This is a genomic window from Pseudomonas palleroniana (assembly GCF_003031675.1).
Taxonomy (GTDB): domain Bacteria; phylum Pseudomonadota; class Gammaproteobacteria; order Pseudomonadales; family Pseudomonadaceae; genus Aquipseudomonas; species Aquipseudomonas palleroniana.
This window is the reverse complement of the sequence record NZ_PYWX01000015.1, coordinates 60850-87490: the sequence shown is the minus strand read 5'-3', so window position 1 is coordinate 87490 and position 26641 is coordinate 60850. Positions and strand designations below refer to the sequence as shown.

General features: G+C 62.4%; 16 protein-coding genes. All 16 read left to right on the top strand.

Annotated features, from left to right (window positions below):
- The first annotated feature begins 4 nt into the window (after positions 1–4).
- The 16 genes from C9383_RS05345 (at position 5) to C9383_RS05265 (ending at position 26625) form a co-directional block, all read left to right on the top strand.
- A complete protein-coding gene (locus C9383_RS05345; protein WP_090367644.1) occupies positions 5–7894 on the top strand; it encodes an Ig-like domain-containing protein in 7890 nt (2629 codons plus the stop codon).
- A gap of 41 nt (positions 7895–7935) precedes the next feature.
- Positions 7936–9450: a TolC family protein gene (locus C9383_RS05340; RefSeq protein ID WP_090367642.1), complete on the top strand. Its 1515-nt coding sequence runs from the start codon at positions 7936–7938 to the stop codon at positions 9448–9450.
- A complete protein-coding gene (gene cysC, locus C9383_RS05335) occupies positions 9434–10045 on the top strand; it encodes an adenylyl-sulfate kinase (RefSeq protein ID WP_090367640.1) in 612 nt (203 codons plus the stop codon). The genes C9383_RS05340 and cysC overlap by 17 nt, the downstream gene beginning before the upstream one ends.
- 9 nt (positions 10046–10054) lie before the next feature.
- Positions 10055–10312 carry a DUF2789 domain-containing protein gene (locus C9383_RS05330; protein WP_060755494.1) on the top strand — a complete coding sequence of 86 codons (258 nt, stop codon included), beginning with the start codon at positions 10055–10057 and terminating at the stop codon, positions 10310–10312.
- A 137-nt stretch (positions 10313–10449) separates the two neighbouring features.
- A complete protein-coding gene (locus tag C9383_RS05325) occupies positions 10450–10860 on the top strand; it encodes a MarR family winged helix-turn-helix transcriptional regulator (RefSeq protein ID WP_060755495.1) in 411 nt (136 codons plus the stop codon).
- The gene (locus tag C9383_RS05320; RefSeq protein WP_090367637.1) at positions 10857–12935 is read left to right on the top strand and encodes an FUSC family protein; all 2079 of its coding nucleotides are present in this window, start codon (positions 10857–10859) and stop codon (positions 12933–12935) included. Before C9383_RS05325 ends, C9383_RS05320 begins: the two co-directional genes overlap by 4 nt.
- Positions 12932–13141 (top strand): DUF1656 domain-containing protein, encoded by a 210-nt coding sequence (locus C9383_RS05315; RefSeq protein WP_060755497.1) that lies wholly within the window; start codon positions 12932–12934, stop codon positions 13139–13141. The genes C9383_RS05320 and C9383_RS05315 overlap by 4 nt, the downstream gene beginning before the upstream one ends.
- Positions 13138–14028, top strand: a complete 891-nt coding sequence (locus C9383_RS05310) for an efflux RND transporter periplasmic adaptor subunit (protein WP_060755498.1) — start codon at positions 13138–13140, stop codon at positions 14026–14028. Before C9383_RS05315 ends, C9383_RS05310 begins: the two co-directional genes overlap by 4 nt.
- Entirely contained in the window at positions 14025–15467 is a 1443-nt protein-coding gene (locus C9383_RS05305) for an efflux transporter outer membrane subunit (RefSeq protein ID WP_060755499.1), read from the top strand. Before C9383_RS05310 ends, C9383_RS05305 begins: the two co-directional genes overlap by 4 nt.
- Positions 15468–15562: 95 nt before the next feature.
- A complete protein-coding gene (locus C9383_RS05300; protein WP_060755500.1) occupies positions 15563–16195 on the top strand; it encodes a hypothetical protein in 633 nt (210 codons plus the stop codon).
- Between the two features lie 148 nt (positions 16196–16343).
- Positions 16344–17840: a YdgA family protein gene (locus C9383_RS05295; RefSeq protein ID WP_090367635.1), complete on the top strand. Its 1497-nt coding sequence runs from the start codon at positions 16344–16346 to the stop codon at positions 17838–17840.
- Between the two features lie 301 nt (positions 17841–18141).
- A complete protein-coding gene (pgaA, locus tag C9383_RS05290) occupies positions 18142–20622 on the top strand; it encodes a poly-beta-1,6 N-acetyl-D-glucosamine export porin PgaA (protein WP_090367633.1) in 2481 nt (826 codons plus the stop codon).
- Between the two features lie 12 nt (positions 20623–20634).
- The gene (gene pgaB, locus C9383_RS05285; protein ID WP_090367631.1) at positions 20635–22632 is read left to right on the top strand and encodes a poly-beta-1,6-N-acetyl-D-glucosamine N-deacetylase PgaB; all 1998 of its coding nucleotides are present in this window, start codon (positions 20635–20637) and stop codon (positions 22630–22632) included.
- Positions 22633–22634: 2 nt separating this feature from the next.
- The gene (gene pgaC, locus C9383_RS05280; protein ID WP_090367629.1) at positions 22635–23975 is read left to right on the top strand and encodes a poly-beta-1,6-N-acetyl-D-glucosamine synthase; all 1341 of its coding nucleotides are present in this window, start codon (positions 22635–22637) and stop codon (positions 23973–23975) included.
- Between the two features lie 2 nt (positions 23976–23977).
- A complete protein-coding gene (pgaD, locus tag C9383_RS05275; protein ID WP_060755505.1) occupies positions 23978–24466 on the top strand; it encodes a poly-beta-1,6-N-acetyl-D-glucosamine biosynthesis protein PgaD in 489 nt (162 codons plus the stop codon).
- Positions 24467–24906: 440 nt separating this feature from the next.
- Positions 24907–26625: a ShlB/FhaC/HecB family hemolysin secretion/activation protein gene (locus C9383_RS05265; protein ID WP_090367625.1), complete on the top strand. Its 1719-nt coding sequence runs from the start codon at positions 24907–24909 to the stop codon at positions 26623–26625.
- Positions 26626–26641: the final 16 nt, after the last annotated feature.

The following is a 26641-nucleotide window of genomic DNA, read 5'->3' as shown; positions in this document are numbered from 1 at the left end:
CAACATGTGGTGGAGCAAAGGTAAGGCACGGCAGACAACGACAGGCGCCAACACCCTGGCGACGCCGATGATCATGTTCCTGGAGCCGCGCATGTTGTTTGACGGTGCGGTCGCGGCCACCGTGGCCGATGCCGCCCAGGCTGACAGCCACGCCACCGCCGATGCGGCGGCCAAGGCACCGACGGCCGAACATGCCTCCGTCAGTAAAGACACCCATGGCCAAACCGATGCGCCGGCGACACCGGCACCCGTGGCGGTACCGGGGCAGACCGTGGTGTTCGTCGACGCCCGGGTCAAGGACTCCGCCGACCTGCTCAAGGGGGCTGCCCCCGGCACTCAGGTCGTGCAACTGGATGCGAGCAAGGACGGCCTGCAGCAGATGGCCGATTACCTGGGCAGCCATCAGGGCGTGAGTTCGGTGCAGATTATCGCTCACGGCAACACCGGTGATCTGTGGCTGGGCAGTACCTATCTGTCGGCCGACAACGTTGCGGCTCGCAGCGAAGTGTTGGCGCAGATCGGCCAGGACATGAATGTGGGTGGCGACATCCTGATCTATGCCTGCAACACGGCGCAGGGCACCCAGGGGCTGAACTTTGTCGACTCACTCGCGCAATTGACGGGCCGGGATATTGCCGCATCCACCAACCGCACCGGCGGGGGCGGCGACTGGACGCTGGAAATTGCCACGGGCTCCATCGAGAGCCACACCGCGTTGTCGTACCAGGCGATGTCGGCGTACCAGTACGGCTTGGCCACGATTACGGTGACCAACAACGGCGACAGTGGCGCCGGTTCATTGCGCCAAGCCCTGAGCGATTCGGTGACGGGCGATACCGTGACGTTCAACTCAAGCATGACGGTTAACCTGAACTCTCAACTGGTGATCACGAAGAATGTCACGGTTGCGGGTGATTTGAACCACGACGGCGTGGCGGACGTTACCCTCAGCGGGCAGTACAAGACCCAGGTGCTGAGAGTGAATAATGGGGTGACCGCGACACTCGATGGCCTGGTCATCACCCAAGGGCTGGCGGTCGGGAATGGCGCGCAGGCAGGTGTCGACGGCACAGCTGCGATGGGCGGCGGTATCGTCAACTTCGGTAACCTGACCTTGAATAATGTCACGGTGACCAGTAATGCCGCCTCGGGTGGCGGTGGCGGTGGCGGGGTGACCGCGCCTTATGCCGGTGGCCCGGTCGGCGGTGGTGGCGGTGGCGGCGGTGCGCTTGGTGGGCAGGTCGGAGGCCACGGCGGTATCGCCGGCACTGGTACGGGGGTATACGCCGGGACCTCCGGTAGCGCCAACACCGGTGGCACGGGCGGCTCCTATAGCCCCACCTATATGGGCGGCAAGGGTGGCAGCAACGTAGGGGGGGCCGGTGCTGTAGGCGTCGGTGGCTACAGTAACGGTGGGAGCGGCGGCACGGCGAACAACGGCACTATCAGTATCGGCGGCGGTGGTGGCGGCTCTGGATGGGACAGGCCGGGTCGTGCCGGTGCCTCGGCCAGTGGCGGTATCTATAACGCCACCAGCGGCACCCTGACCGTTGTCGGCACTTCGGTGATTTCCAATAACATCGCGGCCGGTGGTGGTGGCGGCGGCGGTGGTGGGAGTGGTGGCAGTGCCGACCCGGGCGGTGCGGCCGGCAAAGGCGTCGGCGCAATCTGGAACAAAGGCACGCTGTTGATGACCGCCGCCAACTTTGCGGCCCTCAGCGGCAACGTTGGTGGCAGTGGCTCCGGCGGCCAGGCGGCAGGCGGAGGTGCCACGGGCGCTTCCGTGGCGGCCGTAAACAATATCTTCAACGATGGCGGCACCCTGAACACCGCCTACTCACCCACGCCATCAGCAACCATTGTCGTCACCACCACGGCCCAGCACATTGGCAGCACTTCGTTGGTGACCATTACCTTCAGCCAGGCGGTCAACGGGTTCACTAACGCCGACCTGACCGTGTCGAACGGCACCTTGAGCGCTGTCAGTTCCAGTGATGGCGGCGTCACCTGGACGGCGACGTTCACCCCAAATTCGAGCGTGACCAGCGCGACCAACCATATCGTCCTGGATAATACCGGTGTCACCGGCGTGTCGAATGGCCTGGCGGGCAGCGGGACTTCTACCTCCAATAACTACACCGTCGATACGGTACGGCCGACCGCCACGGTTGCGGTAGCCAGCACGGGTTTGAATATCGGCGGCACCTCCGTGGTGAACATCACCTTCAGCGAAGCGGTCTCCGGCTTCAGCCTGGCCGACATGACGGCCTCCAACGGCACCCTGAGCAACCTGGCCACCAGCGATAACATCCACTGGACAGCGACCCTGACACCGACGGGCGGGATCACCAGTGGTGCCAACGTCATTACCCTGGACAACACGCTTTACACCGACGCCTCGACCAATACCGGCACCGGCGTCACCACGTCCAATAACTACAGCGTCGACACCGTGCGCCCCACCGCAAGCATTGTGGTGTCTAACCCAGCGCTGAACATCGGTGGCACTTCTCTTGTGACCATCACTTTCAGCGAAGCCGTCTCCGGCTTTACTAACGCCGACCTGGTCGTCGCCGACGGCACGCTGAGTGCGGTGAGCAGCAGCGATGGCGGCATCACCTGGACCGCCACCCTGACGCCAAGCGCTGGGGTGAGCCATAGCGGTGACGTGATTACCTTGAGTAATACCGGGGTCGCCGACCTGGCAGGCAACGCCGGCAGTGGCACCACCAGTTCCAACGTGTATGCCGTCGACACGGTACGGCCGAATGCGACCATCGTGTTTGCCAGCACCAACCTGGCTATCGGTCAGACTTCCCTGGTGACGATTACGTTCAGCGAGGCGGTAACCGGCTTCACCAATGCCGACCTGACGATCACCAATGGTACCTTGAGCGCTGTCTCCAGCAGTGACGGCGGTGTGACCTGGACCGCCACTTTCACCCCGACAGCCAGTATCACCAGCCCGACCAACCACATCACGCTGGACAAGACGGGCGTGCAGGATCTGGCAGGCAACGCCGGCAGCGGCACGACCAACTCCAATAACGTGGCGATCGACACCCAGCGTCCGACGGCCACGATAGTGGTCGCCAACCCGATATTGGCGATTGGCCAGACTTCGCTGGTTACAGTGACCTTCAGCGAAGCCGTCACGGGTTTCACCAATGCCGACCTGACTATCGCCAACGGCACGCTGAGTGCGGTGAGCAGCAGTGACGGTGGGATCACCTGGACCGCAACGTTCACCCCGTCGGCGAGTACCACCAACGCCGCCAACCACATCACCCTGGACAATACCGGCTACAGCGACCAGAGCGGCAACACCGGCACCGGCACGACAGACTCCAATAACTTCGCCATCGACACCCAGCGGCCGACGGCGACTATTGTCATCGCCGACCCAGTGCTGAGCGCCGGTGAAACCACGTTGGTGACCATCACATTCAGTGAGGCCGTGAGCGGTTTTACCAACGCCGACCTGACCATCGCCAACGGCACCTTGACGGCGGTGAGCAGCAGCGACGGCGGTATCACCTGGACCGCTACCCTCACGCCGACGGTCGGTGTCAGCGATGCTACCAACGTCATTACCCTGGCCAACGCCGGTGTCGCCGACCTGGCCGGCAACGCGGGCTCGGGCACCACCAGTTCGGCCAACTACACGGTCGACACCGTGCTGCCCACGGCGACCATCATTGTTGCGGACAGCGCTTTGAAAATTGGCGAAACCTCTGCGGTGACGATCACGTTCAGCGAGGCGGTGACAGGTTTCACCAATGCCGACCTGACGATTGCCAACGGCACCTTGACGGCGGTGAGCAGCAGCGATGGGGGGATCACCTGGACGGCGACCTTCACGCCGAGCAGCGCCATCACCGACGCGACCAACCTGATCACCCTCGACAACAGCGGCGTACGCAACCTTTCGGGCAATGCCGGCAGTGGTACCACCAGCTCCAACAACTACGCCATCGATACCCAGCGCCCAACCGCAACTATCGTGGTGACGGACACCGCCCTGGGTATCGGCCAGACCTCGTTGGTGACGGTGACATTCTCCGAGGCGGTCACCGGCTTTACCAATGCCGACCTGACGATTGCCAATGGCACATTGAGCGCGGTGAGTAGCAGTGATGGTGGCATCACCTGGACCGCGACGCTCACCCCGGCGGCCGGTATTACCGATACCAGCAATGTGATCACCCTGGATAACACCGGCGTTGCCGATTTGGCCGGCAACGCCGGCGGCGGCACGACCGACTCCAACAACTACGCCGTCGACAGTCAACGGCCGACCGCGACCATTGTGGTTGCTGATTCGGCGCTGACAGCCGGTGAGACGTCTCTGGTGACTATCACTTTCAGTGAGGCGGTGACCGGCTTCACCAACAGCGACCTGAGTGTGCCCAATGGCACGCTCAGTGCCGTGAGCAGTGCCGATGGCGGCGTGACCTGGACGGCTACCTTCAGCCCGAACGTCGGCACCCGGGACGCCACTAACCTGATCATCCTGGACAATACCGGCATCACCGACCTGGCCGGCAACGCGGGCTCAGGCACCACCAACTCGGCCAACTTCACCATCGATACCGTACGGCCGACCGCGACCATCGTGGTGGCGGACAACGCGGTGAAAATCGGTGATACCTCGCTGGTGACCATCACCTTCAGCGAGGCGGTGAGCGGTTTCACCAACGCCGACCTGACCGTTGCCAACGGCACCTTGACGGCGGTGAGCAGCAGCGACGGAGGGATTACCTGGACGGCGACCTTCACGCCGACCAACAACATCACCGACACCACCAACCTGATCACGCTGGACAACAGCGGCGTGCAGAATGCCTCGGGCAACGCCGGCAGCGGCACCACCGACTCCAACAATTACGTTATCGATACCCTGCGGCCGACGGCAACCATCGTCGTTGCCAATAACGGCTTGAACATCGGCGCCACGTCGTTGGTGACCATCACGTTCAGCGAGGCGGTCAGCGGTTTCAGCAACGCCGACCTGACCGTCGCCGGCGGTACCTTGAGCAACGTGAGCAGTGCCGACGGGGGTATCACCTGGACCGCCAACTTGACGCCCACCCAGGGTGTAAGCCATACGGGCGACGTCATTACGCTGAACAACGCGGGCGTCAACGACCTGGCCGGGAACAGTGGTGCAGGCAGTACGCTGTCGAATGCCTACAACATCGACACCCAGGCGCCCACCGCCACGATCGTGGTCGCCAACCCGACTTTGGCCATTGGCCAGACTTCTGGGGTGACGATAACCTTCAGCGAGGCCGTCAGCGGCTTCGACAACAGCGACTTGAGCGTGCCCAATGGCACTCTGAGTACCGTGAGCAGCGCCGATGGTGGGGTGACTTGGACGGCGACCTTTACCCCTACCAGCAACATCCGCGACACCACTAACCTGATCACCCTGAATAATGCGGGCGTCAGCGACCTGGCCGGCAACGCGGGCTCAGGCATCACCAACTCGGCCAACTTCACCATCGATACCGTACGGCCGACCGCGAGCATCGTGGTGGCGGACAACGCGGTGAAAATCGGTGATACCTCGTTGGTGACCATCACCTTCAGCGAGGCGGTGAGCGGTTTCACCAACGCCGACCTGACCATCGCCAACGGCACCTTGACGGCGGTGAGCAGCAGCGACGGAGGGGTTACCTGGACGGCGACCTTCACGCCGACCAACAACATCACCGACACCACCAACCTGATCACGCTGGACAACAGCGGCGTGCAGAATGCCTCGGGCAACGTCGGCAGCGGCACCACCGACTCCAACAATTACGCCATCGACACCCAGCGGCCAACGGCGACCATCGTCGTTGCCAATAACGGCTTGAACATCGGTGCCACTTCGTTGGTGACCATTACGTTCAGCGAGGCGGTCAGCGGTTTCAGCAACGCCGACCTGACCGTCGCCGACGGCACGTTGAGCAACGTGAGCAGTGCCGACGGGGGTATCACCTGGACCGCCATCCTGACACCTGTCGCTGGTGTGACGCATGCTGCAGCCGTCATCACGCTGAACAACACCGGAGTCGATGACCTTGCGGGTAACAGTGGCACGGGCATCACCCAGTCGAATGCCTACAGCGTCGATACCCAGGCGCCGACCGCCAGTATTGTGCTTGCCAACCCGACGTTGGCCATTGGCCAAACCTCGTTGGTGACCATTACGTTCAGTGAGGCGGTCAGCGGTTTTGACAACAACGACTTGAGCGTCCCTAACGGCACACTGTCGGCGGTGAGCAGTGTGGACGGCGGTATCACCTGGACCGCGACCTTCACCCCGACCAGCAACATTCATGACACCACCAACCTGATCACCCTGAACAACACGGGCGTCACCGACCTGGCCAACAACGCCGGCACAGGTGTTACCCTTTCGGGCAATTTCAGCATTGATACAGTGCGGCCGACGGCGAACATCGTGGTCGACCACAGCGCACTCAAGCAGGGTGAAACGGCTCAAGTCACCATCACCTTCTCCGAGGCGGTCAACGGTTTCACCACTGCCGATCTGAGCGTGGCCAATGGCACCCTGAGCAACCTGGCATCCAGTGATGGCGGTATGACCTGGACGGCGACGTTGACGCCAACGGCCAACATCACCGACACCAGCAATCTGATCACCCTCGACAACAGTGGCGTGCAGAACGCTTCAGGCAACGCGGGCAGCGGCACCACCGACTCCAATAACTACGCCATCGACACCCAGCGCCCCACCGCGACTATTTCCGTGGCCGACAGCGCCCTGAACATCGGGCAAACCACCACGGTGACCATCGCTTTCAGTGAAGCCGTGACGGGCTTCGACCTCTCGCAGCTGAGTGTGGCCAATGGCGTGCTGTCCAACCTGGCGAGCCAGGACGGCGGCAAAACCTGGACCGCCACCCTGACGCCGACGGCCGCTATCACCGACGCAACCAACCTGATCGTGCTGGATGCCAGCCAGGTCAACGACGCCGCCGGTAACGCCGGCAGCGGTATTGCGATCTCCAATAACTACGCGATCGATGGCGAACGCCCCACTGCGACCATCAGTATTGCCAACCCGAGCCTGACCGTCGGCCAGACCACTGTCGTGACGTTCACCTTCAGCGAGAAAGTCAGTGGCTTCAGCCTGGATGACCTGAGTGTGGCCAACGGCGCCTTGTCCAACCTGGCGACCAGCGATGGCGGCAAGACCTGGACGGCGACGTTGACGCCTACGGCCAATCTCAACGATCCGAGTAATTTCATTACCCTCGATAACCGCTTGGTGAGTGACCTTTCGGGCAACGTGGGCAGTGGTTTTGCCAACTCCAATAACTACACGATCAATACCGTGGCATTGACTGGCGACCCACTGTTCCGCGTCACCAACCCGGCACCGCCTCAAGGCGCACCGAACGCGCCGTTGCAGCCGAGCGTGTTTGGCGCGCCGCTGGGCAACCTCGGCTCACCTATCGGCTTCCCGCCGTTGTTCGAGCCACGTCAGCTGGGTGCAGGCTTGCCACCGGTCGGCAGCATCTTTATCCACAACGGCGCGCTGGCACCCAGCTATATCGCCCAGGTGTTCGGCACCGATGGTGCCGGTGACGGCAGTGCCAACGGTTTCCTGGGTTTTGGCGGCGGCGATGGTGGGGTATTCGGCTCAAGCACCTTGTCGAGCCTGTTCAGCCATGAAACCCACGGCGATGACAGCACCCTCAAAGCGTTCGACAGCAAACCGATCAACGGCCAGGGCGACCCGGCCCAGGGGCTGCGCGGCGTGTTTGGCGCGCCGAGCCTCGGCCAGCAATTGCAGCAGCTCAAAGACACAGAACAGCGCCAGGTAATGGACCTGGCGCACGCACTGCAACAAGTCGGCATCAGCGAAATGCAGGCTTGAACATACTTAACTCCAGGCGCAGTAACAGGGGCAGTCCAAGGATGAAAACAAGTCATAAGTTGTTCGGCGCCAGCCTGCTGGCGCTGGCGATCAGCGGTTGTGCAGTCACCAGTGAACCGATTGAACGCAGTGTCAGTGAGCAGCGAGCCCGTAGCGATCTGCAAGGTATGTACAAAGGCCAGGAGCCGCTGAATGGCCCGCTTACCCTGCACCAGGCCATGGCCCGTGCGGTTAAGTACAACCTCGAAGGCCGCTTGAAGGTGATGGAAGAGGCGCTGGCCAAACGCCAATCCGACCTCTCCAGCTTCGACATGCTGCCACGCATGGCCTTGTCCGCAGGCTATGCCGGGCGCAACAACACCAACGCCTCCAGCAGCCAGAGTGTGCGCACCGGCACCCAATCCCTGGAGCCGTCGACTTCCCAGGACCGCGACCGCCGCGTAGCCGACCTGACCATGGTGTGGAACGTGCTCGACTTTGGCGTCAGCTATATCAGCGCCAAGCAGCAGGGCGACCAGCGCCTGATCATCCAGGAGCGTCGGCGCAAGGTGATCAACACCATCGTGCAGGATGTGCGCTCGGCCTATTGGCGCGCGGTAGCGGCCGAACGCTTGCTGACCCAGATCGACAGCCTGATGGCACGGGTCGACCAGGCCCAGACCAACAGCCAGAGCATGAGCGAACAGCGTATCGGCGACCCGGTGCAGGCGCTGGGTTACCAGCGCTCGCTGATCGAAGCCACGCGCCAGTTGCAGGAGCAGCGCCGCGCGTTGTCGCTGGCCAAGACCGAACTGGCCACGCTGATCAACCTGCCCATGGGCAGCGAGCTCAAGCTGGCCACACCGGATGACTACAGCGTGCCGCAGTTGAAGGTCAACCTGGCCAGCCTGGAACAGGAAGCCCTGGCCAACCGCCCGGAACTGCGCGAGCAGGACTACCAGACCCGTATCAGCGCCGCCGAAACCCGCAAAGCCATGCTGCGCCTGCTGCCGGGCCTGGAGTTTTCAGCCGGGGGGCATTACGACAGCAACTCGTTCCTGACCGACAACCGCTGGGCTGACTACGGCGCCAAGGTCACCTGGAACCTGTTCAACGTGATCTCCGCACCCGCCGCCATCGATGTGGCCAAGGCCGGTGAAGAAGTCGCCACCGCACGACGCCAGGCCATGTCCATCGCGGTGCTGGCGCAGATCTACGTGGCCAATGCCAACTATCAGGACGCGGTACGCCAGTTCAAGACCAACGAACAGTTGGCCAACATTGATGGGCAAATCCTCACCCAGCTGCGCAACCGACATGAGGCAGCAGGGCTGGGCGAACTTGACCTGATCCAGGGCGAACTCAACACCTTGCAGGCGGACCTGCGTCGCGACCTGGCCTACGCTGACCTGCGCAACGCCTACGGCCAGATCTTCGCCAGCGCCGGGCTTGACCCGCTGCCTGAGCAGTTGGACTCCGACCGCGTGCAAACCATCGCTACGGCACTGGCCAGCCGTGAGTCAGCCTGGGCTGCGGGCAACATCACGACGCCGGTGCCGCGTGCCGTCGCCCAGTAACCTGGTGGCGCCGACGGCGAGCATCACGCGCCGTCAACGCGAGGCGCGCAATGGGCATCGCGGTGTGGCGATCTTGCTCACCGGCCTGCCGGCGTCGGGTAAATCCACCCTGGCCCAGGGCCTGCACGCGGCGCTGTTCGAACAAGGCAAACAAAGCCTGGTGCTCGACGGCGACGCCTTGCGCGGCGGCCTCAACCAAGACCTGGGCTTTACCGACAGCGACCGCCTGGAAAACATCCGCCGCGCCAGCGAACTCGCGGCGCTGCTGGTGGACAACGGGCAAATCGTGATCCTTGCGATGATCGCGCCTCTGGCCGAACTGCGTGCGGTGTTTGCCGAACGCCTGGCTGCCGATTATCGGGAAGTCTGGTGCAGCGCCTCGCTGGCGGTGTGCGAAGGGCGTGACCCCAAAGGGCATTACGCCCGTGCACGGCGTGGGGAGTTGCCAGGGTTTACCGGGGTTGGCTCGCCGTACGAACAACCGTTGCACGCCTCGTTGGTATTGGATACCGGCGTGCTGTCGGCGCAACAGTGCGTCGAGCGGCTGTTGGCGTGGCTTGCGCCTGAACTAGACTCTGGGGAATCGTCTTTTTAGGAGGCTCCCATGGAATCGCCAGTGCATAGCTTGCCGTCACTGTTCAAACAACTTGGGCTACCGGATGACCCGGTGAGTATCGAGAAATTCGTGGCGGTGCATTCGCCGCTCAAGCGTGACCAGAGACTGGAAGATGCGTTTTTCTGGACCGACAACCAGAAGCAATTTCTGCGCAGCGAAATTCTGGATGATGCGGATTGGGCTGAGGTGGTGGATGAGTTGAACGTTCTGCTGCACGGTGGGCGATGGGTGCAGAAAACTGAGTAACGTGAAAAACCAGGCTCGCCACCCATCCGCAAATTTGTATCAAAACTTGACGACATTCGAATGATCCACCATATTGATAGTTAGCAAACTAACAGTATGCGAACTATCCAGTGTCCCAAGCCCTCGAACAACTCCAGATGAACCTCAGCAGCAGCATGGTGGTGGGCGCCCGTAATTGGCGCAAAATCTGCCAGACTACGCTGGTGAGCTATGGCATCTCCGAAGCCTGCGCCGTGCCGCTGTTGATGATCGGCCGCCTGGGTGACGGTGTGCATCAGGTCAAAGTCGCCCAGGCCTCCGGGATGGAAAGCCCGTCGCTGGTGCGCCTGCTCGACCAGCTGTGCAGCGGCGGCTATGTGTGCCGCACCGAGGACATTCACGACCGTCGCGCCAAGGCGTTGAGCCTCACCGAGCGTGGCCGTGAGTTGGTGGAAGCCGTGGAAGCGCAACTGGTCCGCCTGCGCCATGACGTACTGGCCGATATTCCCCACAGTGACTTAGAAGCCGCGCTGCGAGTGCTGCGTGCCTTTGAGGCGGCGTCGCTTTGAACGGATTTTTTACCGGTATGCCGCCGGCCCGCGATTGGTTCTACGGGGTACGTACGTTCGCGGCATCGATGATCGCGCTGTATATCGCCATGCTCATGCAAATGCCGCGTCCGTATTGGGCGATGGCCACGGTGTATATCGTCTCCAGCCCGTTTGTCGGCCCCACCAGCTCCAAAGCCTTGTACCGCGCCATCGGCACCTTGATGGGGGCCGCGGCGGCAGTGTTCTTTGTGCCGATGTTCGTGCAGTCGCCCTATGTGCTGGTGGTGGTGATTGCGCTCTGGACGGGCATTTTGCTGTTCCTGTCCATGCACCTGCGTACCGCGAATAACTATGCGTTGATGCTCGCCGGCTACACCTTGCCGCTGATCGCCTTGCCGGTCGTGGATAACCCGCTGGCGGTGTGGGACGTGGCTGAGGCGCGTACCGAAGAAATCTTCCTCGGTATCGCCGTGGCGGCGGTGGTGGGCGCGATGTTCTGGCCGCGTCGTCTGATGCCGGTGTTCGATGGTTCGGTGGCCAAGTGGTTTGCCGACGCCCAGGTCTATAGCCAGCGTTTTCTGACACGCAACGTGGATCCCGAACAGATCAGTACTTTGCGCAGCGGTATGGTTGCCACCTTCAACACCCTTGAATTGATGATCGGCCAGCTGCCCCACGAAGGCGCGCGGCCGCAGACGGTGCGTAACACCAAGGAGCTGCGTGGGCGCATGATCCACCTGCTGCCGGTGGTGGATGCCCTGGATGACGCGCTGTATGCCATCGAACATCGCGCCCCGGAGTTTCTCGAGCGCCTTACGCCTGTGCTTGAAGCGGCCCGCCAATGGCTGGAAACCACCCAGCAAAGCGCGCCCATGGAAAGCTGGCGCGCCCTGCGTGATCAGATCGACGCTCAGCAACCCCAGGGTGACGCGCTGGATGACCGGCACTCGTTGTTGTTCTCCAACGCCCTGTATCGTTTGGCCGAGTGGGTCGACCTGTGGCAGGACTGTCGCAGCCTGCAAGCCGCCATCCAGTGCGAAAGCCAGGAGCCCTGGCGCGCCGTGTACCGCCACTGGCGCCTGGGCCGGCTCACGCCGTTTCTCGACCGTGGCCTGATGTTTTACTCGGCGTTTTCCACTGTCACCGCGATCATCGTCGCTTCGGTGCTGTGGATTTTGCTGGGCTGGACCGACGGCGGCAGCGCGGTGATTCTGGCCGCCGTGGCGTGCAGCTTTTTCGCCTCGATGGACGACCCGGCGCCGCAGATCTACCGGTTCTTTTTCTGGACCGCGATGTCGGTGCTGTTCGCCAGCCTCTATCTGTTTCTGGTACTGCCCAACCTGCACGATTTCCCGATGCTGGTGCTGGCGTTTGCCGTGCCATTCATCTGCATCGGCACGCTGACGGTGCAACCGCGTTTCTACCTGGGCATGTTGTTGACGCTGGTGAACACCTCGTCGTTCATCAGCATCCAGGGCGCCTATGATGCGGACTTCCTCAACTTCGCCAACGTCAACCTGGCCGGGCCCGTGGGCTTGCTGTTCGCCTTTGTGTGGACGCTGATCGCACGGCCCTTCGGCGCCGAACTGGCGGCCAAGCGCCTGACCCGTTTCAGCTGGCGCGACATCGTCAGCCTGACCGAGCCTGCGACCCTGGCCGAACACCGGCATATGGCCGTGCAAATGCTCGACCGCCTGATGCAGCACTTGCCGCGCCTGGCCCTGATCAACCAGGACACCGGCACCGCCCTGCGCGATTTGCGCGTGGCCCTCAACCTGCTCGACCTGTTGGCCTACGCGCCGCGTGTCTATGGCGTACCCCGGGTGTTGCTCAACCAGGTGGTGGAAGGCGTGGGCGGTTACTTCAAGGCATGCCTGAAGGCCGGTGAACGCTTGCCCGCGCCCAGCGGTCTGCTGATGACCCTGGACCGCACGCGCCGCGCCCTCAACGGCCAGGGCCTGCAGGATGAAGACGACACCCGCTTGCATCTGCTGCATGCACTGGCCGGCTTGCGCCTGTCGTTGCTGCCCGGCGTGGAATTTATTGGGGGCAGCGAAATGCAAGCGCCGTTGCCTGATGGAGCGCCTTTATGATCGGTGATCTGGATATCAGCGGGGTGTTCCTGCCCACGCTACTGGTGCTGATGGGCATTACCTATGGGTTGTTCCTGGTGGTGCACGGGCTGTTGAACCGTGTCCACTTTTATCGCCTGGTCTGGCACCGGGCATTGTTCAATGTGGGGCTCTACGCGCTGTTGCTGGGCGCCGTGGACTCACTCAGTCGATACCTGATGACATGAAAAAACCTTTTTTGACCATCGGCCGTGTAGTCCTGACGCTGTTGATCGTATCGTTTGCGGTCGTCGTTGTGTGGCGCATGGTCATGTACTACATGTTTGCACCCTGGACGCGTGACGGGCATATCCGTGCCGACATCGTGCAGATCGCTCCGGACGTGTCCGGGCTGATCCAGCAAGTCGACGTGCGCGACAACCAACTGGTGACCAAGGGCCAGGTGCTGTTCGCTGTCGACCAGGACCGTTTCAAGCTGGCTCTGCGCCAGGCCCAGGCGGCCGTGGCCGACCGCCAGGAAACCCTGGCCCAGGCCCAGCGCGAGTACAAACGTAACCGCGGCCTGGGCAACCTGGTGCCGAGCGAGCAACTGGAGGAAAGCCAGTCCCGCGTCGCCCGCGCCCAATCGGCCCTGGCCGAAGCTCAAGTGACCGTGGACGCGGCCCAGCTCAACCTCGACCGCTCGGTGATCCGCAGCCCGGTCGACGGCTACGTCAACGACCGGGCACCACGTACCCAGGAGTTCGTGACCGCCGGGCGCCCGGTGCTGTCGGTGGTGGACAGCAATTCGTTCCACATCGATGGCTATTTCGAAGAGACCAAGCTCGATGGCATCCACGTCGGCATGGGCGTGGATATCCGCGTGATTGGTGACAACGCCCGTCTGCGCGGGCATGTGCAGAGCATTGTCGCCGGGATCGAGGACCGCGACCGCAGCAGCGGCTCCAACCTGCTGCCCAACGTCAACCCGGCGTTCAGCTGGGTGCGCCTGGCCCAGCGGATTCCGGTGCGGATTGCCTTTGATGACGTACCGGCGGATTTCCGCATGATCGCCGGGCGTACGGCCACGGTGTCGATCATCGGTGACAAACCTCAAGACGGAGCCAAGCCATGAAGCAGCTTCTGGCAACCGCTGCGTTGGGGGTGTTGCTGTCGGCCTGCCAAGCGGTAGGCCCGGATTACAAGCTGCCGGAACAATCGGCCGTCAACCGTAGCGACCTGCAAGGACCGCTCGCGGGAGACGGGCACAACGTGGTGTCGGCGCCGGTGCCGGCCGACTGGTGGAAACTCTACAAAGACCCGCGCCTGGATGAGCTGGTGCGTCAGGCCATGGCCTCCAACACCGACTTGCGGGTGGCTGCCGCCAACCTGCAGCGTGCTCGCTACCAGACCCAGGAGGCTGAATCCGCCGGTGGCTGGAATGCCGGGGTCAAGGCCGAGGCACAGCGCTTGCAGGAGTCCGGCGAGGCGTTTCTGCTCCCGGAAAAAGTCCCGGTGTCGAACATCGGCAGCGTCGGTATCACCACCTCGTATCAGTTTGATCTGTTCGGCACTCTGCAACGCGGCATCGAAAGCGCCCAAGCCAGCGCCGACGCGGCCCAAGCCGCCGCCGATATCGCACGCATTACCCTGGTGGCCGACGTGGTGCGTTCCTACACCCAGGTCTGTGCCGCCAACGAAGAGCTGGCGATTGCCAACGAATCTCTCGACCTGCAGGGCCAAAGTACCCAGCTGACCCAGCGCCTGCGCGACGCCGGGCGTGGCGATGAAACCCAGGTGACCCGTTCGCAGACCCAATACAAATCCCTGCGCGCCGACATGCCGCGCTATACCGCAGCGCGGCAGGCGGGCTTGTTCCGCTTGTCGATGTTGCTGGCCAAGCCGGTGGACCAATTGCCGGCCGGCACCGCCACGTGCGCCGAGCTGCCGCACATCGCGCAGTTGCTCCCGGTGGGCGATGGCGCCGCGCTGCTCAAGCGTCGCCCGGATGTCCGCCAGGCCGAACGCCAATTGGCCGCCGCCACCGCACGGATCGGCGTGGCCACCGGCGCGCTGTACCCGGACATCAGCATCGGTGCCACCGTGGGCACCGTGGGTATTCTGGATGACCTGGGCACGGCGCCCACCAACCGCTGGGGCTTTGGCCCGCTGATCAGTTGGACGGTACCGACCAACGGCGCGCGGGCGCGCATTCACGAGGCCGAAGCCGCCACCCAGGGCGCTCTTGCGCACTTTGACGGTGTGGTGCTTAACGCCATCCGCGAAACCCAGACCGGCCTGGCGCAATATACGGCGCAGTTGCAACGCCGCGACGCCCTGGCCGATGCCGGCGCGTCGGCCAAGGTGGCTTCGGAGCAGACACACCGCTTCTTCCAGGCCGGTCGTGCATCGTTCCTCGCGGACCTGCAAGCCACCCGTACCTACACCGACGTGCGGGCGCAACTGGCGGCGGCGAACACTCAGGTTGCCATGAGCCAGATCGACCTGTTCCTGGCCTTGGGCGGTGGTTGGGAAAGCGGACGAACGCAAGCGGCGCCAGCCAGCAAACCCTGAGCAAATAGCTATGCTTTGACAGGCGGGCCCCCGTGGTTTTCCAACCAGGGGCGCCTGCGGCTCACTGCTCGCGTTTGCTCATGGGGATTCCAATAATGAAAAACCCTTATGCTCCCGCTTTCTGGTGCGTGCTCTTCGCGCTGGTGCTGTTATCGGCTGCCTATTTCTACGGTGTCATGCTCGCGCATCAACTCGACAAGGCCATGGTGTTCCTCGACAGCGCCTGCCTGGTGATCGGCACGTTGTCCATCGGCGTGGTGGCCTGGGCGTCGTACCAAGGCCAACGGGTGAAGCGAAAACTGCTCGAACAGGGTAAGACCCGCGTGGCGATCTGGGACACCAAAGTCGCCCTGCGCCGCGTCGAAACCGTGTTCGACCGCTATTTCTGGGGCAGCTACTGGCAGCCTGGGCGCACCTTCCAGGAAGTCATGGGCGAACTCACCGGCACGCCCCTGGAAAAAAGCCTCGAAGCCCTGAAAAAACAGTGCGTGGTCCTCGACCGGCAGGTCGCCGACGGCAGGCATTGGCTGAAGAACGCCCGGGAACTATCGGACGTGGCCAACCAGATGGCCCGCGAGCGCTACCAGTTGGACTTCTGTGATCCCAAGGTCGACACCCCGGGCAATGCTGTGATCCACCGTGAATTCGAGGTGCTGGTCTACACCTGGACGGCGCGCCTGAAGAGCTTTGATCACCAACTCGATGAGATCGATATGGAGTACTCCTGAACCAAGTGCGGACTTGATCGCTCTGAGAAAACTGGGCCGTGCGCGGCCGCCAGTGCTAATCTTTCCCCGTTTTCGGCGGGCTTGAGCCAACCCCTGCGGGGTTCAAGGAAGACAGCCCACTTCTCACAGGATTTGATCAGGTCACTTCATGAATAAGCCAGCCGTTGTTTTCTTGGGTCTTGTTGTCGCGATCGGTGCCGTCAGTGCAGGCGGTGCCTGGTACACCGGTAAGCAATTGGAGCCGGTGCTGCAAACCGCGATCCAGAACGCCAACAAGGAACTGCAGACCGCCATGGCCGGCGTCGACGGCAACGTGAGCCTGGAGCTGGTGTCGCTGGAGCGCGGCGTGTTCAGCAGCACCGCGCACTACCGCCTCAAGGGGCAGGGCACGGTATTCGGCCAGGACAACCCGAACCCCGAGCTGCTGTTCGTTGACCATATCGAACACGGCCCCCTGCCGTTCTCGCGCCTGGTCACGCTGAAGTGGCTGCCGGTCATGGCGACCAGTCACTACGCTCTGGAAAAGAACGCCACCACTGAAAAATGGTTCGCTGCCAGCAAAGACGTGTCGCCGCTCAAAGGCGTGGCCAATATCGGCTACAGCCGTTCGGTCAGCGGTAACCTCGAGTTGCTGCCGCTGGAGCTCAAGGACGACAAATCCTCGGTTAGCTTCTCCGGCGCCAACCTGGACTTTGACAGCACCGCCGAAGGCCAGAAGGTCAAGGCCAACGGTTACATGAACAGCCTCAAGGTCAGCGCCATCGACGGCAATGGCGAGCCGTTCGAAGCCGAGCTGGCCGGCCTGACCGTGGCCAGCAACCTGCAAAAGTCCACCTTCGGCTTCTACACCGGGCAAAACACGGTTGAGTTGACCGACACCAAAGTCACCTTCGGCCCGCAGAAAGCCGTGCTGACCCTCAAGGGCTTCGAGCAGAAAGACACCAGCGAAACCAAGGACAACAACCTGGCCGGCCGTGTCGACTACAAAATCGACGAGATCGGTTACCAGGGCAAACCTGTTGGTTCGGCAGCCATGGCCCTGAGTATGAAGAACGTCGATATCCCGGCGATGCTGGTGCTGACCAAGCTCTACCAGGACAAGATGCAGCCGGTGCAAGCCGCCGCCGCTGCCGGCCAGCCAGTGCCTGAACTGCAGTTGACCGAAGCCGAGCAGACCCTGGCTGAAACCAACGTCAACCAGGTGCTGGCCGCCAAGCCACAACTGGCGGTGGAAAACCTGTCACTGAAAACCACCCACGGCGAAAGCAAATTCAACCTGGTCGTGGACCTGGCCAAACCGGCCTCCATGGAACTGCCGCCGGTTGAACTGGGCAAGCAGATGGTGGCCTTGCTGGATGCCAACCTGACCCTCTCCAAGCCGATGGTGGCGGACGTGGCGGCGTTGCAGGCCCAGCTGGGCGGTGTCACTGACCCGCAAACCATCGAACAGCAATCGCAGATGACGGCCGAAACGGTCAGTGGCGTGGCCGTTGGGTCTCAGTTGGCGACCCTGGTCGGTAGCGACGTGGTCTCCAAGCTGCATTACGCCAACAATGAAGTGACCTTCAACGGCCAGAAGATGACCGTCGAGCAATTCATCGGCTTTGTCATGGCTAAATTCGGCACCGTCAACCGCGCTCAATAACCCTACAGGTTGCGAGCACGGTCAAAAAAATGTGGGAGGGGCGGTGCGACGATTCGACTTGCTCCCGATAGCGGTAGCTCAGCCAGTGCATTGGTGACTGGAGGACCGCTATCGGGAGCAAGCCCCCTCCCACCTGCACGGCTAATTCTGAACAATTGTTCCTGCCAGGTCTTTTCCTTACATTTCTGATGGATAGTTCCTACAGGAAAGCTAGGTCGGGTCACTAGACGCCGACACCCTGATGCAAACTGCTCAGGACCACCTATCGTTGTAGCTTTCCGTGTGTAAGGAAGCTCACGACATGCTGCGAAACCTCCCTCTCAGTGCGCCAGGCCGTCTACGTCTGCTTATCGGCGCCGCTTTGTGCAGCCAGTTGCTCACCCCCGCCTGCGCATTCGCCGATCCGGCCTACGATGCGCTGATCATCCAAGCGCGTAACGGCAACTTCACGCCCGCCCTGACCCAACTGCGCCAACTGCCCGTCGAGCGACAGACGCCGGGGCAGATCAGCGATCACCTGGTCATCGCCGGCTGGGCCGGGCAAGACGCCGAAGTGCTGAAGGTGTACGAAGCCCAAGGCAAACATCGCAACCTGACGACCCAGGCACTGGCCACGGTGGCCCGTACTTATCGCAACCAGAAGCAGTGGCCGCAGGCCCTGGCGGTCTACCAGCAGGCGCTGCTGCGCGAGCCGAATAATGTCGACCTGAAACTGGGCCAGGCCCTGACCCAGGCCGACGCCGGCCAGACCAACGAAGCGCTGTTGCGCACCCGTACGCTGGTGGCCGCCAAGCCGGATGACGCCAACCGGCGCATGGCCTTGGGCTACGCGCTGACCCGCGCCGGCCTGAACTACGATGCCCTGAATGAGTTCGACAAGGCATTCGTGCTCGCAGGTAGCAAGCCTGAGGTGATCCGCGAATACATGGTTGCCCTGCAAAGGGCCCGCTTGCCGGAGCCGGCGTTGCGCCTGTCGGCCAAGCATCCGGGGGTGCTGGACGCGGTGACCCAGCGCCGCCTGGAAGGTGATCTCGCCGCCGAGCGCGTGCGGATGGCCGAGTTCGCCACGCGCAGCGAGAAAGAGCGTTATGTGATCGCTGACCGTGCCCTCAACGATTACGACCAACTGCTGGCCCGTTGGACGCCGGACGCCAGTGCCCATGACGATGTGGTGGGCTGGCGCATCGACCGCCTGGGAGCCCTCAAGGCGCGGGCACGCACCGCCGAGGTGATCCGCGAGTACCAAACCCTGCAAGGCGAGGGCGTGCAATTGCCGACGTACGCCATCCGTTGGGTCGCCGCCGCTTACCTCGACCAGCGCCAGCCGGAAAAAGCCGAGCCGCTGTACCGCCAGGCACTGGCTGCGCCGGATGCCGACCCGGCCGACCGTGTCGAAGACAGCACCGCGCTGTTCTACGCCCTGGTGGAAAGTGACAAAGCCCTGGAGGCCCGCGACGTCGCCAACAACCTGGCCAAGAGCCAGAGCCCTCGCCAGGAACTCAAAGGCTTGCCCATCGGCAACCCCAACGACAACTGGATGGACGCGCAACAACTGGCCGCCCAGGCCAGCACCTTCACCGGCAACCTGCCGGACAGCGAAGCCGGCCTTGAAGCACTGGTGCAAAAAGCCCCCGGCAACGTCAGCCTGCAGCTGGCCCAAGCCAATATGTACCGTGCCCGCGATTGGCCGCGCCGCGCCGAGGCGGCGCTCAAGGAAACCGAAGCCCAGGCGCCGCGAGATATCGGCCTGGAAGTGTCCCAGGCCTATACCGCCATGGACCTGCAAGAGTGGCGGCAAATGGATGCGCTGACCGACGACGTGCTGGCGCGCAACCCGGACAACCGCCAGGTACAGCGCCTTGACCGTCTGCGTAATGTGCACCACATGGCCGAGCTGCGCGTGGAAGCCTACACCGGCAAAAGCTATGGCGGCGGCAATAATGGCGACGTCGGCGCCGTGAGCGGCAGCCGCGATTGGGGTATTGAAAGCGTGATCTACACGCCGCCCATCGATGAAGATTGGCGCCTGTTCGCAGGGGCCGGCTACGCCACCGCCGACTTCAGCGAAGGCACCGGCCAACACCGTTGGCAACGTGTCGGCGTGGAGCGGCGTACCCGCGACATGACCCTGCAAGCCGAGGTGTCCAACCACTCCTACGGCTTTGGTTCCAAACAAGGCGCGAGCGTGTCGATTGCTCGCGACATCAACGACAACTGGCAATACGGCGGCAGCCTCGGCTACCTCCTGGCCACGACGCCGCTGCGGGCGTTGAATGCCGACATCACCGCCAATGGCGGCAGCGGTTTCATCCGCTGGCGTGCCAACGAAAGCCGTGAGTGGAAGCTGGCCGTGAGCCCGTCCCATTTCAGTGACGGCAACGACCGTCTCGAAGCCTTGCTCACGGGCCGCGAGGGCCTCTACCGCTCGCCCCATGTGCAAGTGGACCTGGGCCTGGAAGTCGGCGCCAGCCATAACACCAAGAGCGACACGGTGTACTTCAACCCCAAGTCGGACTTCACCGTGTTGCCCACGGTCACGGTCAATCATGTGCTCTACCACCGCTATGAAACCCAGTGGAGCCAGCAATTCCAGGTCGGTGTCGGTACCTACAGCCAGCGCGATTATTCCACCGGCGGTATCGGTTTGATCGGCTACGGCCAGCGCCTGCTCTGGAACGATGTGCTGGAGGTCGGTGCCAACCTGAGCCTGATCAGCCGCCCTTACGACGGCGACCGAGAACGCGATCTGCGTCTGCTCGTCGACCTCACTTACCGATTCTAGAAAGAGCCGACCATGACCGTCCTCCGCCATTGCTTGTTGATCCTGGGTGTAATGCTGGCCGGCGCCTGCGCCCAGCAACCCGCGCCTTACACCCCGCCCGCCGAACGGCCGATAGCGCCCAACGAAGCGCCGTGGCCGAAAAACCACTTCCTGGGTATTGCCTACCACGACGTTAACGACCGCGACCCCGACCAGGCCGTGGTGGCGGTGCGTACCGAGCGTTTGATCGAGCAGTTGGCGTGGTTGCGCGAGAATGGCTATCAGGCGGTTTCCGTCGACCAGATCCTGGCGGCGCGCCGGGGCGGCCCCGAACTGCCGCCCAAGGCTGTCATGCTCAGTTTCGATGATGGTTATTCCAGCTTTTACACGCGGGTCATGCCGATCCTGCGCGCCTACCACTGGCCGGCGTTGCTGGCGCCGGTAGGCTACTGGATTGATACGCCGATGAATCAGCCGGTGGATTTCGCCGGGATGCCACGGCCGCGCGGAGAATTCCTCACCTGGCAGCAGATCCGGGAAGTGTCCCAGTCCGGGCTGGTGGAGATTGCCGCACACACTGACGCCAGCCACACAGGCATATTGGCCAACCCTCAGGGCAACCTGGAGCCGGCCGCGACCAGCCTGCGTTTTGACCCGGCCACGGGCCGCTATGAAACCCAGGCGCAGTTCGATGCGCGGATGCGTGCCGATATCGCCGCCATCTCGAAAAAAATCCAGACCGTCACCGGCAAGGCGCCACGGGTCTGGGTGTGGCCGTACGGTGCGGCCAAGGGCACTACATTGGCGCTCGTCGCAGAGCAGGGTTACCAGATGGCGCTGACCCTGGACGACGGCATCGATGACCTCGGCAAGCTGATGAACAGCCCGCGCTTCCTCGTCGCCTCCGACCCGGATGGCGAACACTTCGCCAACAGCATCGTCGCGGTACAAACCCCGGCGCCGCTGCGCGTGCTGCATGTGGACCTGGATAACGTGTATGACCCGGACCCGGCCCAACAAGCGCGCAACCTCGACCAGTTGGTGCAGCGCGTGGTGGACATGGGCGCGGGCACCGTCTTCCTGCAAGCCTTCGCCGACCCCAAGGGTGACGGCCTGGTGCGTTCGCTGTACTTCCCCAACCGTCACCTGCCGGTGCGCGCCGACCTGTTCAACCGCGTGTCATGGCAGTTGCATACCCGCGCCCATGCCAGCGTCTATGCGTGGATGCCGGTGCTGAGCTTCGCCCTCGACCCCAAGTTGCCCCGCGTAACGCGTTGGGATCCGCAGACCGGCAAGGTCGGTCTCGACCCGGATCAATACAAACGCCTGTCGCCGTTTGATCCCCAGGTGCGCAAGGTCATCGGTGAGCTCTATGAGGACCTGGCACGCAACAGTGCCATCGACGGCGTGCTGTACCACGATGATGCGGTGCTGTCGGATTTCGAAGACGCCAGCCCCGCTGCGCTCAGGACCTATGCCGCCAACGGCCTGCCCGGCAGCATCGCGGCCCTGCGCGCCGACCCTGCGGTGATGCAACGCTGGACCCGCTTCAAGAGCCGCTACCTGATCGACTTCACCAATGAACTGACGGCCAAGGTCCGCGCCATTGGCGGGCCGCAGGTGCTGACCGCGCGCAATATCTTCGCCGAGCCGATGCTTAACCCGCCAAGCGAAGCCTGGTTTGCGCAGAACCTCGACGACTTCCTCCAGACCTATGACTGGACCGCGCCGATGGCCATGCCGTTGATGGAAGGCCAAACGCAGAAAAACTCCAATGCCTGGCTGGAGAAACTGGTTGCCACGGTCAAAGCCCGCCCCGGCGCGCTTGAACGCACGGTGTTCGAGCTGCAAGCCAAAGACTGGCGTACTCAAGAGGCGACCGACATCGACGGTGCGCAAATGGCTGAATGGATGGGGGTACTCAAACGCCAGGGGGTCAAGAGCTTCGGCTATTACCCGGACAACTTCCTGGAAAACTCACCGGACCTGAAAACCGTGCGTCCGGCCCTTTCCAACCAGTGGAATCCTTGATCATGTTCGACAGAATCCTGGCTTTATTCGTCCTGGCGCTGGTATTGGGCGTGCCCCTGGGCTTGATCTTCCTGGTCACCGGGCAGTTCCTGATGGACTTCGTGTTTTTCTACCCGTTGTTCATGTCGGGGCTGTGGATTGCCGGCGGCTTGTACTTCTGGCTGCATTGGGAGCGCCACTGGGCCTGGGAGGAGGACACCCCGGCGCCGACCCTGACCGGCAACCCGATGATTTCGATCATCGTCCCTTGCTACAACGAGGGCGATAACGCTGCCGAGACCATTTACGCGGCGCTGGACCAGCTGTACCCGAATATCGAAGTGATCGCGGTCAACGACGGCTCTAGCGACAACACCGCCGCCGTGCTTGACGCCCTCGCTCTGGAAAACCCGCGCCTGCGCGTGCTGCACCTGGCGCAGAACCAAGGCAAGGCCGTGGCCCTGCGCATGGGTGCTGTGGCCGCCCGCAGTGAATACCTGGTGTGCATCGACGGCGATGCGTTGCTCGACAAAAACGCTGCCGCCTACATGGTTGCGCCAATGCTCGATAACCCGCGCCTGGGCGCCGTGACCGGTAACCCGCGCATCCGCACACGCTCCACCTTGATTGGCCGGGTGCAGGTGGGCGAGTTCTCTTCGATCATCGGTTTGATCAAGCGTACCCAGCGCGTGTTCGGGCGGATCTTCACGGTGTCGGGGGTGGTGGTGGCGTTCCGTAAAAAGGCGCTGGACCGCATCGACTACTGGAGCACCGACATGATCACCGAGGACATCGATGTCAGTTGGAAGCTGCAACTCGACCACTGGGCCATCTTCTACGAGCCCCGTGCCCTGTGCTGGATCCTGATGCCTGAAACCGTCGGCGGCCTGTGGAAGCAGCGCCTGCGTTGGGCCCAGGGCGGCGCCGAAGTGCTGTTCAAGAACATCCGTGGCATCTGGCAATGGCGCCATCGTTACCTGTGGCCGCTGCTGTTCGAATACTGCCTGTCCACCGGTTGGGCCTTCACCTTCCTGCTCTCGGTGATTTTCTGGGCCGTGGGTAAATTCATCGTGCTGCCCCCGGCGATTGCCGTGGACTCGCTGGTGCCCCCGGCGTTTACCGGCCTGGTGCTGGCGATGGTGTGCCTGATGCAGTTTGCGGTGAGCATCCTGATTGACCGGCGTTATGAAAAAGACCTGTGGAAGACTCTGTTCTGGACCGTGTGGTACCCGATGGTGTTCTGGCTGGTCAGCTTGTTGACCACGCTGGTCAGCTTTCCCAAGGTGTTGTTCAAGCAACACCAGAAACGCGCACGCTGGGTCAGCCCGGATCGCGGTATCAAACCTAGCCCAGAGGAGGCGTGAGCATGAAACTGGTCAGAACCCGGCAAAACGCCGTGATGTGGTTCATCGATGTGCTGCTGACCCTGGCGGCTTGGGCCGGTCTGATCTGGCTGCTGGCGCGCGGCATGAGCGCCATGCTGGAAACCCATGGCGGCCCACGCCTGGAAGCGCCGATCTTCGCCGCACTCAATACCTTGCAGGTGTACCTGTGGATCGCGGTGTTCAACGCGCTGATCCTGATCAGTTGGGCGCGTTACCAACAACGCAAGGGCCGCAAGTTCGCCCAGCGCCGCGCCGAGGCCAATGCCCTGAGCGACAAGCTTCTGATTGAGAGTTTCAAGTTGGGCGAAGGCGACCTGGAACAATTGCGCAAGCCGGGTGTGCTGGTGATCCACAACGACGAAGAGGGTGGCGTGGGGGAAGTGAAGCCCCACGTGTCCCGGGACGTGGAACGCCCGCCACTGACCCTGGTGCCCGGCCAGCCAAAAGACCAAGGCGCCGGTAATATGTAGGAGCGAGCTTGCTCGCGAAAAATGTCAACGATAACGCGTGCTTCCTGAAGGGGCGCGATGCCTGTGAGTTTTTCGCGAGCAAGCTCGCTCCTACAAAAAAGCGGTGGGGGCAGTCGGTGGATGAATCCGATAAATGGGATCCAATTCACACTATACCCGCGAACTTTTCCCAAAACCCTCGCACTAACCTAACGCGCCAAGAGCTTAGTGGCCTAATAATGGCAACTAATCGGTTCTTCGCCTTATCGCCATCAAAAAATCAGCCACCTGTCGGAATAATCCTTCACGGTATCGGCATGTTTGTTTTTTGATAGGTTTTAATTGTTATTAATCAATGGGTTATGAGTTTAATGCGGGCGAATGTGCAACTAGCCCAGTGTCTTTGAACGCTGGAACTTCGATGTTAATTTGCCGCCCCTTGATTTTTCGATGGATCGAACATGTCTTTGTTACCACGGACTCGGTATTTACTGTGCACTGTCTTGCTCGCCTACTTGAGCCTGAACAGCGCCACCGCCGCCCCCACGCCGGGCGATCAAGACTTGATCCGTGACCGGCAGAATCGCCTGCTCGAAGAGCAGCAGCGACGCCTTGAAGAACTCAAGGACCTGCCCGGCAAAGAGGCCAAGCCCCAGGCCCCGGCCACGCCTGCGGACACCCGCTGCTTCCCGATCAAAGACATCGAACTCAAGGGCGCCGACAGCCTGTCCGCCAGCGACCGCACGCTGCTGCTCAAACCCTATGTCGGCCAATGCCTGGGCGTCTCGCAGCTCAATGAACTGCTCAAGGTCATCACTGACTATTACATCGCCAAAGGCCGCGTCACCAGTCGCGCCTACTTGCCGCAGCAGGACCTCTCCAGCGGCCACCTCCAGGTCTTGGTGGTGGAAGGCAAACTCGAAGCGGTGCGAAGCGCAGACGGCAGCAACGTCACCGACCGCGAACTGGCCATGGCGTTTCCCGGCAAGGTCGGTCAAGCGCTGAACCTGCGCGAAGTCGAGCAATTGGTGGACCAGCTCAACCGTCTGCCGTCGAAACAGGCGCAAATGGAACTGACCCCCGGCCAGCAGATCGGCGGCAGCGACGTGGTGGTCAAAAACACTCCGCAAAAGCCCTGGCGCGCCAGCCTGTCGCGCAATAACGACGGGCAACGCAGCACCGGTGAACAGCAATGGGGCGCGGGCCTGGAGTGGGACAGCCCGCTGGGCCTGGCCGACCAACTGGTGCTGCGCGGCGGCCACGATGCCATCAGCGACCACCAGAAAACCTCGAAAAACAGCATGCTTTATTACAACGTGCCGTGGGGCTGGTGGAATTTCAGTTACACCTACAGCGAGAGCGATTACCGCACCTACGGCACCACCGACGACTTCAAATTCAAGCAGGACGGCGACAACCAGAACCACCAACTGCGCGCCGAGCGGGTGATCCACCGCGATGACGTGAGCAAGACCTCGGTCAACGTCGGCCTGGCCCACCTGCGCACCAACAACTACATCCTCGACGTGCGCACCGAGTCCAGCAGCAACCGTCTCAGCGAATTGCAACTGGGCGTCAACCACGGGCGACGTATCGGCAGTGCTTTCGTCAACCTCGACCTGGGCGTGCAGAACGGCATCGGCCTGTTGGATGCCCAGGCCCAGGATGAGCGCGACTCGCTTGGTCGACGCCAGCCGAACTCGCGCTATCGCAAATACACCGCCACGGTCAGCTACCTGCAGCCATTCAGCCTGTGGGGCGAGTCGTTCAGCTTCAGCAGCCTGGCCACCGGCCAACGCAGCGAAGACATCCTGTTCTCGCCGCAGCGCATGAGCCTCGGCGGTTCATCGTCGGTGCGCGGCTTCAAAGACCAATTGCTCACCGGCGACAGCGGTGGCTACTGGCGCAATGAAGTGCGCTGGGCCCGCCCGGTCACGCTCGACTGGCTGCGCCCAGCGTTCGCTGAGTATGGCGCCAGCGTTGGTTACGACCAGGGCGTGATTACCAACGACCGCTACAACGGCGATAACCATGGCCGCGTATCCAGCAACTCCCTGGAACTGTTCGCTCGCGGCAAACACGTCAGCACCAGCGTCACCTTTGCCCATTCGTTGGAAAGACCCGCTGTATTGACCGAGCGCGAAGCGCCGATCTACTTCCGCATGGATTTCTTCCTGTAATTCAACGCCCGTTACA

What these genes read in the sequence shown, in the direction of transcription:
- C9383_RS05330 (WP_060755494.1), top strand. Translation starts at nt 10,055, where the DNA reads ATGGAATCGCCAGTGCATAGCTTGCCGTCACTGTTCAAACAACTTGGG.
- C9383_RS05310 (WP_060755498.1), top strand. Translation starts at nt 13,138, where the DNA reads ATGAAAAAACCTTTTTTGACCATCGGCCGTGTAGTCCTGACGCTGTTG.
- C9383_RS05315 (WP_060755497.1), top strand. Translation starts at nt 12,932, where the DNA reads ATGATCGGTGATCTGGATATCAGCGGGGTGTTCCTGCCCACGCTACTG.
- C9383_RS05325 (WP_060755495.1), top strand. Translation starts at nt 10,450, where the DNA reads ATGAACCTCAGCAGCAGCATGGTGGTGGGCGCCCGTAATTGGCGCAAA.
- C9383_RS05345 (WP_090367644.1), top strand. Translation starts at nt 5, where the DNA reads ATGTGGTGGAGCAAAGGTAAGGCACGGCAGACAACGACAGGCGCCAAC.
- C9383_RS05305 (WP_060755499.1), top strand. Translation starts at nt 14,025, where the DNA reads ATGAAGCAGCTTCTGGCAACCGCTGCGTTGGGGGTGTTGCTGTCGGCC.
- C9383_RS05300 (WP_060755500.1), top strand. Translation starts at nt 15,563, where the DNA reads ATGAAAAACCCTTATGCTCCCGCTTTCTGGTGCGTGCTCTTCGCGCTG.
- C9383_RS05295 (WP_090367635.1), top strand. Translation starts at nt 16,344, where the DNA reads ATGAATAAGCCAGCCGTTGTTTTCTTGGGTCTTGTTGTCGCGATCGGT.
- C9383_RS05265 (WP_090367625.1), top strand. Translation starts at nt 24,907, where the DNA reads ATGTCTTTGTTACCACGGACTCGGTATTTACTGTGCACTGTCTTGCTC.
- C9383_RS05340 (WP_090367642.1), top strand. Translation starts at nt 7,936, where the DNA reads ATGAAAACAAGTCATAAGTTGTTCGGCGCCAGCCTGCTGGCGCTGGCG.
- pgaD (WP_060755505.1), top strand. Translation starts at nt 23,978, where the DNA reads ATGAAACTGGTCAGAACCCGGCAAAACGCCGTGATGTGGTTCATCGAT.
- pgaC (WP_090367629.1), top strand. Translation starts at nt 22,635, where the DNA reads ATGTTCGACAGAATCCTGGCTTTATTCGTCCTGGCGCTGGTATTGGGC.
- pgaA (WP_090367633.1), top strand. Translation starts at nt 18,142, where the DNA reads ATGCTGCGAAACCTCCCTCTCAGTGCGCCAGGCCGTCTACGTCTGCTT.
- pgaB (WP_090367631.1), top strand. Translation starts at nt 20,635, where the DNA reads ATGACCGTCCTCCGCCATTGCTTGTTGATCCTGGGTGTAATGCTGGCC.